This window comes from Rhodococcus sp. NPDC058532, from assembly GCF_042719255.1.
GTDB lineage: Bacteria > Actinomycetota > Actinomycetes > Mycobacteriales > Mycobacteriaceae > Rhodococcus_G.
Map to the genome: position 1 here is coordinate 459,060 of NZ_JBHXNU010000001.1, position 14,799 is coordinate 473,858.

The following is a 14,799-nucleotide window of genomic DNA, read 5'->3' on the forward strand; positions in this document are numbered from 1 at the left end:
CCGCAATGCCCCATGTCGTCACCCAGTCCTGCTGCAGCGACGCCTCGTGCGTCTATGCCTGCCCGGTCAACTGCATCCACCCGACCCCGGACGAGCCCGACTTCCTTACCGCGGAGATGCTGCACATCGACCCGGCAGCCTGCGTCGACTGCGGCGCCTGCGTGTCGGCGTGCCCGGTCGACGCGATCGTTCCGCAGAAGAAGCTGACGCCTCCGCAGGTGCAGTACCTGCAGATCAACGCCGACTACTACAAGGAACCGCACGAAGAGCGGGCCAAGATCGGCGGCACCGAGACCCGGCCCGCGCTCGCCAAGGTCACCGCCGCCGCGCAGGTGCGCACGGACCGCGGGCCGCTGCGGGTCGCGATCGTCGGATCCGGGCCGGCCGCGATGTACGCGGCCGACGAACTGCTCACCCAGCCCGGCGTGACCGTCAATGTCTTCGACCGGCTCCCGGTGCCGCACGGGCTCGTTCGGGCCGGGGTGGCCCCGGACCATCAGAAGACCAAACAGGTCGGCAGGCTGTACGACGTGATCGCGCAGCAGTCGGGTTTTGAGTACCACCTGAATGTCGAGGTGGGGCAGCATATTTCGCACGACGAGCTGCTTGCCCATCACCATGCGGTCATCTACGCATCGGGTGCCTCCAGGGACCGCAGGCTCGGGATCGCGGGGGAGGACCTGCCGGGCAGCACCTCCGCGACCGACTTCGTCGCCTGGTACAACGGGCACCCCGATCACGCCGACGACGCGGTCGACCTGTCGCACCGCAGGGCGGTCGTGATCGGGAACGGCAACGTCGCGCTCGACGTCGCGCGGATCCTCACCGCGGACCCGGACACCCTCGCCGCGACCGACATCGCCCCGTACGCACTGGAGGCATTGCGCCGCAGCGCGATCGAGGAGGTCGTGATCCTTGCGCGCCGCGGGTTCGCGCAGTCGGCGTTCACCGTCCCCGAGTTCGCCGGACTGCTCGATCTGCCCGACATCGACGTGCTGGTGCAGCATCCCGGCATCGATCCGGAACTCGAGAGTTCCGCGGCCCGAGGCGAACTCGATCACGCCGTCGCGCAGAAGCTGCGCCTCCTCGACCGGATCACCGAGCCGACGCCGGGACGCAGGCGGATCGTCTTCCGCTACCTCCTCGGCCCGACCGGCATCGTCGGGGACGAGCGGGTCGCTGGCGTCGACGTCGCGCACAACACGTTCGACGACGGCGCGCTGGTGGCGACCGGTGAGACCGAACGGATCGACGCCGGACTGGTGCTCACCTCGATCGGATACCGGGGGACTCAGATCGCGGGCGTGCCGTTCGACGCCGGTCGGGGCGTCATCCCCAACGAGGCGGGACGGGTGCTCGACGCGCCCGGCGGGGACGTGCTGCCCGGGGTGTACGCGACCGGATGGATCAAGCGCGGACCGAGCGGCTTCATCGGCACCAACAAGTCCTGCGCGCAGGACACCGTCCGCGGTCTCGTCGACGACTTCAACGCCGGTCGACTCGGATCGCCGAGCCGCGGCAACGCCGAGCTGCGACACCTCGTCCGGGACAGGCAGCCCGCGGTGATCGACGCGGCGGGGTGGCGCGCGATCGACGCGGAGGAACTGCGCCGCGGCGCGGCGGCGGGCCGGGTCCGGGAAAAGATCAGCGACGAGTCCGAACTGCTCGCGATCGCCAGGGCGGCCGCCGCGCCGAGCGCAGCGTCGGGTGGGGGCATGCGGGCGGTGCTGCGGCGCAGGCAGGCACCCGCGCAGGCGGCGATCCTTCGCCCCTGACCCTGACCCTGCGACCACGGGCACCCGCCGCCGCCTCGGGCGACGGCGGGTGCCGCGCGCTAGCGCCCGAGCATCGCGGTCATCTGGTCGATCTCGGTCTGCTGCCCGGCAATGATCGCGGCGGCCAGCTCGCGGACCTCCGGGTTCTGCCCGTCGGCCTCGATCTGCTTCGACGACTCGACCGCGCCCTGATGGTGGGCGATCATCATCTCCAGCCACGCCCGGTCGAACTCGGCGCCGGTGGAATTCTCCAGCTGTGTCATCTGCTCGTCGGACATCATGCCGCCCATGTCGTCGCCGTGCATGGAGTGATCCATCTCCGCGCCCGTCATGGTCGGCGCGCCCCACGCGGCGAGCCACCCGGTCATCTGCTTGATCTCCGGGTCCTGCGCGGCCTCGATCTGTTCCGCCAGCGCCAGCAGCTGTGGGTTCTCGGTGCGGCCCTCCGCGAGCGCCGCCATCTCCACCGCCTGCTGGTGGTGCGGGATCATCATCTGCGTCCACGCCACGTCGGCGGCATTGTGCTCGGACGACATCTCGCCGGATTCCTGCGCCGACGTCGTCATCGAGCTCATCGAGTCCATCGAATGCCCGTCGGTGCCGTCGTCGGTCGAGCAGCCGGCGAGGACGAGGGCGGCGGCGGCCAGGGCGGCGACGAATCCTGCGGTGGTGGTGCGAGTAGTCATTTCGTGCCTTTGCTCTTTCGTGAAGTGGTGAAGTCGGCCGGACTGCGCACGCGGCGCAGTGGCCCCGTCACACCCGAAGCAGGCAGAGGGACGCGAGTCGAACGGAGGTCGGTGCGGCGAACGGGGGGCCGCGGTCGAACCGGGCCGGGACGATGCGCCGTCGGTCACGGCCGCCGCCGGGGTCGGTGACGACACCGAACAGCGTCAGGGCGACGAGGAGGGCGATGCCCGCCGTCAGCACGGCAAGGCAGGTCGCGAGCATGTGCTGCCCACCGGAATGGCCGCCCCCACCGTCGCGATCGGGCGACCGGTCGCCGTCGTGCTCGACGGCGGCGGCCGGGGCGGCGTGCGCAGGCGCCGAGGCTGCGACGTGATGCATGGCAAGGAGGCCGAGGACAACGGCGAGCAGCAGGACCGCGCGACGCGGTCCGGTGCCGAGCATTGAGGTCCGGGCCATGCGCCCGACTATACCTCCTGGGGGTAGTGCTCCGCGGTGATCGACCACTGCGCGGGGGCCGGACCGAACGCGTCCCTGGCGTTCGCGATCACGCCCTTGCCGATCGTGCGGTTGCCCGCGCTGCCGATCACCGCTCCGACGCCCGCGGGCACCAGCTTGCCAAGGATGAGTGCGCTGCGCTTGGCGGCGTACTTCGTGACGAACGTGCGGAGCAGGGTCTGGTTCATCCCCGTCACGGTCCCGGTCGGCAGCTTCCCGGACAGCAGCAGGCCCCAGTTCTTGGTGGTCGCCCCGACCGCCTTCTCGACGATCTCCATGCCCGCCGCCCCCAGCGCGACGGACAGCACCAGCGCGCGGCGCCGTTCGTGGTCGACGACCGGGATGCCGTGCACCGACGCCACCGCCAGCGTGAACAGCGCGCTGGCCTCGAGGAAGAAGGCGGTTTCCGCGCCGACCGCCGCGATCGACCCCGCGGTGCCGATCCCGGGGACCGCGGCGGCGGCCCCGACCGCGCCGCCGCTGCCGGTGACCGCGGTCAGGAACATGCGCTCGAGTCGCGCGACGATCTGCTCGGGGGTCTCGTCCGGGTGGGCGCGCCGGACCCGGGACACATAGGTCTCGACGGCCGGTCCCTGCAGGCGGGTGCCGTTGTCGAGCAGCGAGGCGATGGCCCGCTCCACCCGTCCGGTGATGTTCATCGGTGCATCCTCCTGCCCGGACCGCGCGTTCGGCGGCCGAACACCCTCCCAACGTTCCGCCCGCCCCGATTGTTCCGATGACGCGTGCCTCACGGGGCGACCGGTGCCCGGCCCTGGCTGACCTAGGGAACCAGCTCGGCGGGCTTCGGCGGGGGTGGGGGAGTGCCGTCCCCGAACGGCCTGCCGCCCAGCGCGTCCCGTCCGTGTGGCGTGGTCCAACCGGACAGGTCCGGTCCCTTCGGGACGATCCGGGTCGGGTTGATGTCGGTGTGCACCAGGTAGTAGTGCTCCTTGATTTGCGTGAAGTCGACGGTGTCGCCGAATCCGGGCGTCTGGAACAGGTCCCGTGCGTACGCCCAGAGCACGTCCATCTCGGCGAGTGTGGTGCGGTTGCATTTGAAATGCCCGTGGTAGACGGCGTCGAACCGGACCAGCGTCGTGAACAGGCGCACATCCGCCTCGGTGATCGTGTCGCCGACCAGGAAGCGCTGCGTGGCCAGGCGCTCGCTCAACCAGTCCAGCCGCGCGAACAGTCGGTCGTACGCGGCCTCGTAGGCGTCCTGGGAACCGGCGAATCCACACCGGTAGACGCCATTGTTGACGTCCCGGAAGACCAGGTCCGCGACCTCGTCGATCTCGGGGCGCAGCGGCTCCGGGTACAGGTCGGGGGCGCCGTCGCGGTGGTACGCCGTCCATTCGGTGGACAGGTCGAGCGTGATCTGCGGGTAGTTGTTGGTGACGACCTGCCCGGTCGGCACGTCCACGATCGCCGGGACGGTGATGCCGCGCGGATAGTGCGGGTCGCGCGCGAGGTAGGCGTCGCGCAGTCGGGGGATCCCCAGCACCGGGTCGACGCCACCCGGGTCGAGGTCGAAGGTCCAGCTGCGCTCGTCGTGGGTGGGGCCGCACAGGCCCATCGACAGGGCGTCCTCGAGGCCGAGCAGGCGCCGGACGATGATCGCCCGGTTCGCCCACGGGCAGGCCCGCGCGACGACCAGCCGGTACCGTCCCGGCTCGACCGGAAAGCCGTCCCTGCCGTCGGCGGTGATCCGGGTCTCGATGTACCGGGTGTCGCGGACGAATTCGCGTCCCGGTTCGACATAGCTAGCGGCCGTGCCGTTCTCGTCGCTCACCTCTTCACGGTAGCGCCACCTCGGTGACCGAGCCGAGTTCCTCGTAGCCGAGTCGTGCGGCCAGCCCGCGGGAGGCGAGGTCCTCCGGGTGGCTGCGCCACTCCGGGATCATGCCCTCGTCCATCGCGTCGTTGGTGCACAGCCTGCCGACCGTCGTTCCGTTGCCCCGGCGGCGGGCCTCCGGAACGGTCAGCACCCCGAGCCGGGCGATGATCCCCTGCCATTCGGAGTAGCCGGCGCAGGAGAGCGGCCGCTCGTCCTCGTCGAGGAGCGTGAACCAGTTGCGTCGGGCGGTGAGGTCGGCCTCGGCGACGTCGTCCGGCGGGCACAGCGCCTGCAAGGCGAGCACGTGGGGGAGGACGTGGGAGATGAGGGGGCTCGCCACGTCGATGTCGCCCACCTCGGACGCGTAGGCCAGCAGGCGGGGGCCGGTGCACCGCCCGCCGTGGTCCCTGGTCAGGTCGCCGAGGGTCGACCGGGACGCCAGAGCGTCGTCGTCGAGCGCCGCCGCGCGGTCGAGGAACCAGGGCGGCCCGACGAGCGCGCTCGCGCCGGCGAACCGCAGAAACCGGACCGTGTCGGTGGCCGGTCGTATCGTTCGGGAACCGGCAACGCGCAGCGCGTCGTCCGGCAGGCCGAGCTCTCGCGACCAGGCGAGGGCGACAATGTCGAGTTGGTGCGAGTCCACCCCGTGACGCTATCGGGTCGCGGGATCGGTGGCCTTGCCCCGCTCACACCCGCTCCGTATATTTCAGGCTCGAGGCAAGGGGCTCACCCGTGACCGTCACCAACCAACCCGTCGAGATCCGGCAGTGGCCCGCGCTCTGGGCGCTGTGCCTGGGTTTCTTCATGATCCTGGTCGACTCCACGATCGTGGCGGTCGCGAACCCGGCGATCATGGAGCACCTCGGCGCGGACATCAACAGCGTGGTGTGGGTGACCAGCGCCTACCTGCTCGCGTACGCGGTTCCGCTGCTGATCACCGGCAGGCTCGGCGACCGATTCGGTCCGAAACGCCTGTACCTGCTCGGTTTGACCCTGTTCACCGCGGCCTCGCTGTGGTGCGGCCTGTCCGGCAGCATCGAGATGCTGATCGTGGCGCGCGTCGTTCAGGGCTTCGGTGCCGCGTTGATGACGCCGCAGACGATGGCGGTGATCACCCGGATCTTCCCGCCGGACAAGCGGGGCACCGCGATGGGACTGTGGGGTGCCGTCGCCGGCGTCGCGACGCTGGTCGGGCCGCTGGCGGGCGGCGTGCTCGTCGACGGGCTCGGATGGCAGTGGATCTTCATCGTCAACGTTCCGGTCGGCGTGATCGCCTTCCTCGCCGCGATGCGGTACGTCCCGACCCTCGAGACCCACGAGCACCGGTTCGACCTGCCCGGCGTGGTCCTCAGCGCCGCAGGCATGTTCTTGCTGGTGTTCGGGTTGCAGGAGGGCAACACCTACGACTGGTCCGTGCGGATCTGGTTGATGATCGCGGCCGGTGTGCTGCTGCTCGGCGTGTTCGTCTGGAACCAGTCCCGCAACCGGGACGAGCCGCTGCTGCCCCTCGAGCTGTTCCGCGACCGCAACTTCTCCCTCGCCAACATCGCGATCACCTCGATGGGCTTCGCGATCACCGCGATGGTGTTGCCGCTGATGTTCTACGCGCAGGGGGTGCGGGGGCTGTCGCCGACCGGGTCGGCCCTGCTCATGGTGCCGATGGCGGTGCTGACCGGTGTCCTCGCCCCGAACGTCGGCAAGCTCGTCGACCGGGCGCACCCGCGGTACATCGCCGCCCCCGGCTTCCTGATGCTGGCGGTCTCGTTCGGCTGGCTGGCGCTGGTGATGACGCCCGAGGTCGCGATCTGGGAACTGTTGCTGCCGATCGCGCTGATGGGTGTGGCGAACGCGTTCATCTGGTCACCGCTTGCCGCGACCGCGACCCGCAACCTGCCGCCGCAGCAGGCAGGCGCCGGTTCGGGGGTGTACAACACCACCCGGCAGGTCGGCGCGGTGCTCGGCAGCGCAGGCATCGGCGCCCTGATCACGGCCCGGCTGTCCGCCAATGGGGTGCCCTCCGCCGGTGCCGCCCACGAGGGCATGGCCAGCGCGATGCCCGACGTCGTCCGGGACGGGTTCAGCTCCGCGATGGGGCAGTCGATGCTGCTGCCCGCCGTGGTGCTGCTGGTCGGATTCGTTGCGTCGCTGTGCTTCTCGCGGCCACGCCGAGTCGAGGATGGCGCGGACGCGCCGCGCAGGGACGAGAGCAGCACTGTGGCAGGCTGACGGCATGACCGATCCCGCAACCGACACCCGGGCGACACCGCTGGCCGAGCTGCACATGCACATCGAGGGCGCGCTCGAGCCGGAGCTGATCTTCGAACTCGCGCAGCGCAATCGGATTGACCTGCCGTACGCCGACCTCGACGACCTGCGATCCCGGTACGAGTTCACCGACCTGCAGTCGTTCCTCGACCTGTACTTCGCGAACATGACGGTGCTGCGCACCGCGCAGGACTTCGCCGACCTCGCCAGGTCGTACCTGGCGCGAGCGGCCGTGGCGGGGGTGCGGCACGCCGAGATCTTCTTCAATCCGCAGGCGCACACCGCCCGGGGCGTCCCGCTGCGGGAGGTCCTCGAAGGGTTGGGGGATGCGCTGGCGGGCAGCGAGGCCGAGCACGGCGTGAGCACCGGGTTGATTGCGGGCATCCTCCGGGACCGCCCCGTCCCGGAGGCGGACGCGCTGCTGACCGACCTGGTCGGGTCGGGGGCCCCGCTGCTCGGGATCGGCCTCGACTCCGCGGAGGTCGGGTATCCGCCGTCGCTGTTCGTTGACGTGTTCGGGCGGGCCCGCGCCGCCGGGCTGCACGTCGTCGCACACGCGGGCGAGGAGGGCCCTCCCGACTACATCCGGCAGGCCCTCGACCTGCTCGGCGTCGAACGGATCGACCACGGTATCCGCTGCGTCGAGGACGACGACCTGGTCGACCGGTTGGTGCGTGACCGGGTTCCGCTGACCCTGTGTCCGCTGTCGAACGTCCGGCTGCGGGTGGTCGACCGGCTCGCCGACCACCCGATCCGCCGGATGCTCGCGCGGGGGCTGCATGTCACCGTCAACTCCGACGATCCCGCGTACTTCGGTGGCTACGTCGACGACAACCTGGCCCGGCTCCGCGCCGACGTCGGACTCACCGACGCGGAGCGGGAGCGGCTGGCGCGCAACTCGATCGAGGCGTCCTTTGCGAGCCCCGCCAGGAAGGCGGAGTTGCTCGGCGGCTGAGGCGGGCTATCCGAGCACCTGCCGGAGATAGTCGTTGTCGAAGCGTCGCTCCGGGTCGTACTTGTCGCGGGCCGAGCGGAACTCGTCGAAGTGCGGATAGCTGGGCCGCAGGTCGTCCGCGGTCCGCGAGTGCATCTTTCCCCAGTGCGGACGGCCGTCGACCGCCTTCGCGATGGCCTCGACGGCGTCGAAGTACTCGCGGTGGTCGCGGCGGTGGTACTGGTGCACTGCCACGTAGGCGGTGTCCCGGCCGGACGCGGTGGAGAGCCAGATGTCGTCGGCGGCGGCGAAGCGCACCTCGACGGGGAAGGCGACGGTGAACCCGGAGTCGTTGATCCAGCGGTCGATCTCGCGGAGGGTCTCGGGGAGCGCGGCGGCGGGCACCGCGTACTCCATCTCCCGGAACCGCACCCGCCGCGACGACGCGAAGACCTGGTAGCTGCGGTCGACGTACTCGCGGGCGCTCAGCGCCTGTGCGGAGAGGTTATTGATCCTGGGGATCGCGGCGGGGAACCGGGTGGCGACCCGGTTGACGCCCTCGAAGATCGTGTTCGAGATCAGTTCGTCGTCGATGTAGGCGCGCACCGCACCGACCGGCCGGGCCTGCGTGTCGGCGGGGAGTCGGGTGTTGTGCTTGGTCAGCACCCGGTCCGTGTGCGGGAACCAGTAGAACTCGAAATGGTCGACGCCGTGGACGTGGTCGTCGAGTCGAGCCATGGTGTCACCGAACCGGGCCGGCGCCTCGACGGCCCGCATCATGAATGCGTTCGCGCACTGCAGCGTCAGCTTCGCGATGACACCGACCGCGCCGAGACCGAGGCGGGCGGCGTGGAACAGTTCGGGGTTCTCCTCGGCGGAGCAGTCGACGACCGCACCGTCCGCGAGCACGAGCTGAATGGCGCGGATCTGGGTGGCGAGACCGCCGAATTGGGCGCCGGTGCCGTGGGTGCCGGTGGAGATCGCCCCGGCGATGGACTGCGCGTCGATGTCCCCGAGGTTGATCATCGCCAGGCCGAGATCCCACAGCCTGGGATTGAGGTCGTGCAGCCGCGTGCCGGCGAGGACGGTCACCAGGGCGCCGGACTCCCCGGCCGGCACCACGGATTCGATCCCGCTCAGATTGTCCAGGCTGATCATCACGCCGTCGGTCACCGCGATCGGGGTGAACGAATGCCCGGCGCCGACGCACTTGACGTGCAGTCCTTCGTCCGCCGCCCGGGTGATCTCGGCGCTGAGCTCGGCAACGGACTTCGGCGTGGCGAACCGCCGGGGGTCGGCACCGGCGCTGCGCGCCCAGTTGTGCCACTTCTGTGAGTGCATCTGCACACTATTACCTGGACGTCCGTCCAGGTCAACACCTTGTATCCAATCAGGTTGGGACGTTTTAGGATCGTCGAATGCTGAATCGCCTTCCTGCGGACGAACGCCGCGCACAGCTGGTCGAATCGGCGATGGGGATCGCGGAACGAGGCGGCGTCAGCTCCGTCACGATCCGCGCCGTCGCGGAGGAAGCGGGTGTGTCGCTCGGTGTCGTGCACTACTGCTTTGAGAGCAAGGAGGCGCTCGTCGCGGCGATGGGCGAGGCCCTCGTCCTGCAGCTGAGCCAGGCCCTGCGGTACGCCTTCGGGCAGGCGCACACCGACGAGGCGCAGACCGGGGTGCGCGGACTGCGTGAGCTCCTGCACAGCGGCCTGTCCGCGATGTGGCCGATCGTCGAGGCCACCCCCGACCGGCAGCTGCTCACCTACGAGATCACCGCCTACGGTCTGCGGCAGCAGGCCGCCGGGGCCGAGCTGGCCGGTTCCATTGCCGCCAACCAGTACGCGACGATGGACGCCGAGGCGATCGAGTTCCTCGAGACCTCGGCCGCGCATGTCGGCATGCGATGGACCGAGCCGGTGGCGCACATCGCCCGGTTCGCGCTCGCCGTCATCGACGGCATCGTGCTGCGCTGGCTGGTCGATCGGAACGGCGAGGCCGTGCTCGCCGAGCTCGACGATCTGGTGCAGATGGTCACCGGCAAGGCCGTCGAGATCTGACCGGTCCCGCCGCGGCGCCAGCCCCGAATCATGGACAGTTGTCCAAATGGGGTGATTGACTGGGCAGGTGACCGCGACCACCGATCGATCCGCCATGACACCCACCGGCACCGTCGCCCGGCTCGACGCGGCGACCCGCCCGCTCGATCCGCCGTTCGCCGCGGTGGACCTGGCCTCCCTCGACGCCAACGCCGCCGACCTGGTGCGGCGCGCGTCGGGCACCCCGATCCGGGTGGCAAGCAAGTCCGTCCGCACCCGTGCGGTCCTCGAACGCGCGTTGGGATCGGGGCTCACCGAGTCCGGCGGATTCCGCGGCATCATGTCCTACTCGCTGCGCGAGGCGATCTGGCTCGTCCGCGCGGGCGCCCGCGACGTGCTGATGGGGTATCCCACCGTCGACCGGGGTGCGCTGGCCGAGCTCGGTGCCGACTCGCTGCTGCGGGACTCGATCACCCTGATGATCGACGGAGCCGAGCACCTCGACGTCATCGCCGCCGCCGGCGCCACCGGGGCGCGGCTGTGCCTCGACGTCGACGCCTCGCTGCGGATCGGGCCGGTCCATCTCGGCGTCCGCCGCTCGCCGCTCCGCACCCCCGAGCAGGCCGCCGACCTCGCCCGCGCCGCAACGACCCGGGGCTGCGCGGTGGTCGGGGTCATGTTCTACGAGGCGCAGATAGCCGGGCTCCCGGACACCAGCGCCGCCGTGCGACTGGTTAAGAGGGCCTCCGCCACGGAACTGTCCACCCGGCGCGGTGCGGTCGTCGCCGCCGTCACCGCGGTGGCGGGCCGCCTCGAGATCGTCAACAGCGGCGGCACCGGCTCGCTTGAGGTCAGCTCCGCCGACCCGGCCGTCACCGAGGTCACCGCCGGGTCCGGCCTGTTCGTTCCGACCCTCTTCGACCGCTACCGGTCGTTCACCCCGCGTCCGGCGATGTTCTTCGCGCTGTCCACGGTGCGGCGGCCGAGCCCGAAGATCGCGACGCTGTTCTCTGGCGGCTACATCGCCTCCGGCCCCGCCGGGGCGTCTCGGGTGCCGACGCCGGTGTGGCCTGCCGGGCTGAGTCTGCTGCGCAACGAGGGCGCGGGCGAGGTGCAGACCCCGGTGACCGGACTCGCGGCGAGCGCGCTGCGGATCGGGGACCGGGTGTGGTTCCGGCACGCGAAGGCGGGCGAGCTGTGCGAGCGGTTCACCGACGTGCACCTCGTCGCCGCGGACGGCGCCGTCACCACGGTGCCCACCTACCGCGGCGAAGGTCAGTGCTTCGGCTGAACCAGGGCGGGCCCGGGATGGGTGCGGAGGAACGCGCCCAACTCGGTCAGCCCGTCCGGCGTTGACGGCAGGTAGTCGGTGAGCGCGGGGGAGCGGACGATCATCGCGCGCCACTTGCCCCGGGAGATGGCCACGTTCAACCGGTTCCGGGACAGCAGGAAGCCCATCCCGCGGGGCACATCCGCGGCCGACGACGCCGTCATCGACACGAACACCACGGCGGCCTCCCTGCCCTGGAACTTGTCGACGGTGCCGACGAGCACCTCGCCGAGGCCCGCCGCGGCGAGGTGCTCGCGGATCAGCGTCACCTGCGCGTTGTAGGGCGCGACGACGAGGACGTCGGCCTGCCCCAGCGGGCGCGGGGCCTCGCCCGCCGCGGTGGTCCACGGCGTGCCGATCAACGAGACGGCCGCCGCGGTGATCGCCGCCGCCTCCTCGGCGGACGCGGTCGAGTTCCCGACATGGTCGACGAACAGCGCCTCCACCCCCGGCTCCACGCCCGCGAGGTGCCGCCCGGTGGTGACCGACTCCTTCGCGTGCAGCCTGCCCTCGTACGACAGGTCCGACACCGCCGCGCACACCGCGGGGTGCATCCGCCAGGTGATGTCGAGGAAGTACCCGAGTTCCGGTGGGAGCGCGCCGTGCCCGGCGGCCAGCCACCCCAGCGCGGAGGTGTCCACCGGCTCGGGGTGGATGCCCTGGCTGACCTGCGGAAGCTGCTGCGGGTCGCCGAGCAGCAGCAGGTTGCGTGCGGAGCGCCCAACCGCGACCGTGTTCGCAAGCGAGAACTGCCCGGCCTCGTCGACGACCAGCAGGTCGAGGCTGCCCGGCGGGACCCGGTGGGGGTGCGCGAAATCCCATGCGGTGCCGCCGATCACGCAGCCGCCCTCCGCGTTCTCGTCGAGGAAGGCGGGGAATCCGGACGGGTCGAGTTTGGTCCACTTCGGGTCGTCCGCGAGCCCCGACCCGGGTTTCTTCGCGACCCGGTCACCGGCGACCCCCGACCGCACGATGCCGTCGAGCATGTTCTCGACCACCGAATGCGACTGCGCGACCACCCCGACCCGCCACCCGTGCCGGGTGACCAGGTCCGCGACGACGGCGGCGCCGGTGTGCGTCTTCCCGGTCCCCGGCGGCCCCTGCACGGCCAGGTACGAGTCGTCGAGGTCGAGCAGCGCCCCGGTGATCGCCTGCGCCCGATGGTCGGGGTCGGCGGCGGGGAGCGGCGCCCCGGACCGGGTGCGGGGCGGGATGCGGCGCAGGATGTCCAGGGCCGCGGTGCCCGGCATCGTCGGCAGCGCGGCCGCGACCACGGCGGCCTGAGCGGCGATCGCGGCCTCGATGTTCTTGGTCGGCACCGGCCTGCCGGGTGCCAGCGCCATCGGCACGCTGTCGTGCGGGTCGGCACCCTGCAGTTCCTCGATGAGCACCACGTCGCGGGTGCGGCCGTCGCTGCCCGGGTCGGACGCGAGCGCGCGCACGGTGACGGTGACCGTCCCGCGGCTCGCCGCGTCCTCGCTGCCGATCCCGGTCGCCGCGTCGTACAGCGCGAACGGCTGATCGCCGACCCGGGCCGTCGAGCCGGACCCCCACCGGCCGACGAGCCGGACCGTGCGACGCTGTTTGCGTTGCCGCGGCGTGCTCGTGTGCCAGTCCTCGGTGACCGTCACGGTGTCGGCGACGAAGGCGTCCGCGGTGTCGGCCCACTCGTCGACGGGGGCGGTGAGCCGCTCGAAGTGTGCCCACCAGTACGGCTTTCGTTCGCGGCGGTGGTAGCCGAGCGCCGCGGCAAGGAGCGCCGCCGCCTGCTGGTCCTTGCTCCGGTCGCCGGCCAGTGCCCCGCCGACGTGCGCCAGCAGCGCCGTCTCGTCCGCGCCGGGCTCTTCGACCGTGACGTCGACGGCCTGCTGCGCCGGGTGCGGCCGTACGCCCCGCTCGGCGGCAAGGCCGAGCAGCCAGTCCCGCAGGCGCAGCGTCGATAGGCAGTCGTACTCGTTGTAGTCCGCGATCCCGGCCAGCACCGCGGCCGCGGCGTCGTCACCGGCGTCCCGCAGCGCGCAGTACCGGCCGTACTCGACGATCGAGTCGGCGGCGTTGTCGACGCCGGTCCGGATCGAGTCGCCCATGTACAGCGGCTCCAGCTTCTTGATCGAGTAGGACGGGGCCCCGACCCGCAGCGCACCCCGCACCACCGGGTACAGGTCCACCAGGACGTTCTCGCGCAGCAGCGCGTCCACCGCGTCCTCCCCGACGCCGTGGCGACCGGCCAGGCGCAGCAGGGCGGTCTTCTCGTACGCCGAGTAGTGGTGAACGTGCATGTGCGGGAATCGTTTCCGGCGGTCGGTGAGGTAGTCCAGGAAGTCGAGCAGCGCCCGGCGCTCCCCGATCCGGTCGTGCGCCCAGAACGGCAGGAACGTGCCGTCGGACTCCACCACCCCGAACAGGTACTCCAGCCCCCAGTCGGTGGATCCGTCCTCCGCCCACAGCGGGTCGCCCTCGAAGTCGAAGAAGATGTCACCCGGGTCGGGGGCGGGGATCGCGGCGAGCGCGTCCGGGTCGGTGACCTCGACCGCAGGCGGACCGCCGGGTGGTGTGCGGAGTTGGACGGCGGCCTGCCCCCGCAGGGCGGCGAAGGTGCGCTCGCTCATCCCGGCGACCCGCTCGGTGGCGCCGGCGAGGGCGTCCACGGTGGTGAGGCCGCCGCGGATCAGGACGTCCCGCTGCGTCGAGCGCAGTCCCGCGACCAGGGTCAGGTCCCGGCTGCGTTCCACCTCCGGGCCGCAGTCGGCGCACCGCCCGCAGCCGCGGACCTCCCCCCACACCACCGCCGTTCCCCGGTCGCGGTGCTCGTCGAGCAGCCGCACCAGCGCGTCCCTGCGCTGCCGGAACACCGGAAGGATGTCGTCGAGCGGGTAGGACACCTCGGTGCCCTCGCCGAGGACCAGGCTCACCGTCGGTGCAGGCGGGACGCCGTCGGCGGCCAGTGCGTCCGCGTACGCGGCCACCTGCAGGAGGGCGGGCACCCTGGCGTGCCGGGACAGCTTGGTGTCGACGACCCGGTACCCGGCGTCGGTGCGCACCAGAAAGTCGCAGAAGCCGAGGAACCGGGCGGCGGGCGTCGCCTGCCGGAAGAAGGTGCCCTGGTAGATCACCTCGACACCCGCGCGGGCGGCATCGATCGTCGCCTTCGTCGCGCGGGCCAGGTCCTCGGCGTCGAGCCGCGGCCGCTCGATGGTGACGACACCGTCGCCGAACCGCTGCCGGTACTCGTCCAGCCTGCGGCGTTCGTGGGCGTCGCCGAGGGCGGTGGTCCGCTCGAGCATCGGATCCGACGGGCCCGCCGCGGGCCGGGCGCGATGCCCGAGGGTCACGTCGAGCTGCCGCAGCAGCGCGAACTCGCAGTCCGCCGCCCGCGTCAGGTCGCCCGCGCTGTGGACGAGGACGTCGTCGAGGAGGAACACGACTGCGACTATGGC

12 protein-coding genes are annotated in these 14,799 nt (G+C 71.4%); 5 read left to right on the top strand and 7 right to left on the bottom strand.

From position 1 onward, the window contains the following. Positions 1-5: 5 nt before the first annotated feature. Positions 6-1,775 carry an FAD-dependent oxidoreductase gene (locus tag ACFWQG_RS02025; protein ID WP_378505885.1) on the top strand — a complete coding sequence of 590 codons (1,770 nt, stop codon included), beginning with the start codon at positions 6-8 and terminating at the stop codon, positions 1,773-1,775. Between the two features lie 59 nt (positions 1,776-1,834). On the opposite strand, the gene ACFWQG_RS02030 is transcribed toward ACFWQG_RS02025, so the two are convergent. From ACFWQG_RS02030 to ACFWQG_RS02050, 5 genes are all read right to left on the bottom strand, one after another. Further along, positions 1,835-2,461 carry a DUF305 domain-containing protein gene (locus ACFWQG_RS02030; protein WP_378505886.1) on the bottom strand — a complete coding sequence of 209 codons (627 nt, stop codon included), beginning with the start codon at positions 2,459-2,461 and terminating at the stop codon, positions 1,835-1,837. A gap of 67 nt (positions 2,462-2,528) precedes the next feature. Then, positions 2,529-2,918, bottom strand: coding sequence for a DUF6153 family protein (locus ACFWQG_RS02035; RefSeq protein ID WP_378505887.1), 390 nt, complete (start codon positions 2,916-2,918; stop codon positions 2,529-2,531). Between the two features lie 8 nt (positions 2,919-2,926). Then, complete coding sequence (locus tag ACFWQG_RS02040; protein WP_378505888.1) at positions 2,927-3,616, bottom strand: hypothetical protein; 690 nt, start codon at positions 3,614-3,616, stop codon at positions 2,927-2,929. Between the two features lie 122 nt (positions 3,617-3,738). Then, a complete protein-coding gene (locus ACFWQG_RS02045) occupies positions 3,739-4,749 on the bottom strand; it encodes a glutathione S-transferase family protein (RefSeq protein ID WP_378505889.1) in 1,011 nt (336 codons plus the stop codon). A 4-nt stretch (positions 4,750-4,753) separates the two neighbouring features. After that, positions 4,754-5,437: a GNAT family N-acetyltransferase gene (locus tag ACFWQG_RS02050; RefSeq protein WP_378505890.1), complete on the bottom strand. Its 684-nt coding sequence runs from the start codon at positions 5,435-5,437 to the stop codon at positions 4,754-4,756. A gap of 161 nt (positions 5,438-5,598) precedes the next feature. On the opposite strand from ACFWQG_RS02050, the gene ACFWQG_RS02055 reads away from it, so the two are divergent. Both ACFWQG_RS02055 and ACFWQG_RS02060 read left to right on the top strand, forming a co-directional pair. After that, the gene (locus ACFWQG_RS02055; RefSeq protein WP_378506050.1) at positions 5,599-7,020 is read left to right on the top strand and encodes a DHA2 family efflux MFS transporter permease subunit; all 1,422 of its coding nucleotides are present in this window, start codon (positions 5,599-5,601) and stop codon (positions 7,018-7,020) included. Between the two features lie 4 nt (positions 7,021-7,024). Next, complete coding sequence (locus ACFWQG_RS02060; RefSeq protein ID WP_378505891.1) at positions 7,025-8,014, top strand: adenosine deaminase; 990 nt, start codon at positions 7,025-7,027, stop codon at positions 8,012-8,014. 6 nt (positions 8,015-8,020) lie between these two features. Here ACFWQG_RS02060 and ACFWQG_RS02065 read toward each other — a convergent pair whose 3' ends face one another. Beyond that, the gene (locus tag ACFWQG_RS02065) at positions 8,021-9,334 is read right to left on the bottom strand and encodes a D-arabinono-1,4-lactone oxidase (RefSeq protein WP_378505892.1); all 1,314 of its coding nucleotides are present in this window, start codon (positions 9,332-9,334) and stop codon (positions 8,021-8,023) included. A 77-nt stretch (positions 9,335-9,411) separates the two neighbouring features. On the opposite strand from ACFWQG_RS02065, the gene ACFWQG_RS02070 reads away from it, so the two are divergent. Further along, positions 9,412-10,053 carry a TetR/AcrR family transcriptional regulator gene (locus ACFWQG_RS02070; RefSeq protein WP_378505893.1) on the top strand — a complete coding sequence of 214 codons (642 nt, stop codon included), beginning with the start codon at positions 9,412-9,414 and terminating at the stop codon, positions 10,051-10,053. 94 nt (positions 10,054-10,147) lie between these two features. Then, complete coding sequence (locus ACFWQG_RS02075) at positions 10,148-11,323, top strand: amino acid deaminase/aldolase (protein ID WP_378506051.1); 1,176 nt, start codon at positions 10,148-10,150, stop codon at positions 11,321-11,323. Here the strand turns inward: ACFWQG_RS02075 and ACFWQG_RS02080 are convergent. Then, positions 11,308-14,784, bottom strand: a complete 3,477-nt coding sequence (locus ACFWQG_RS02080) for a TM0106 family RecB-like putative nuclease (protein WP_378505894.1) — start codon at positions 14,782-14,784, stop codon at positions 11,308-11,310. The genes ACFWQG_RS02075 and ACFWQG_RS02080 overlap by 16 nt on opposite strands. Positions 14,785-14,799: the final 15 nt, after the last annotated feature.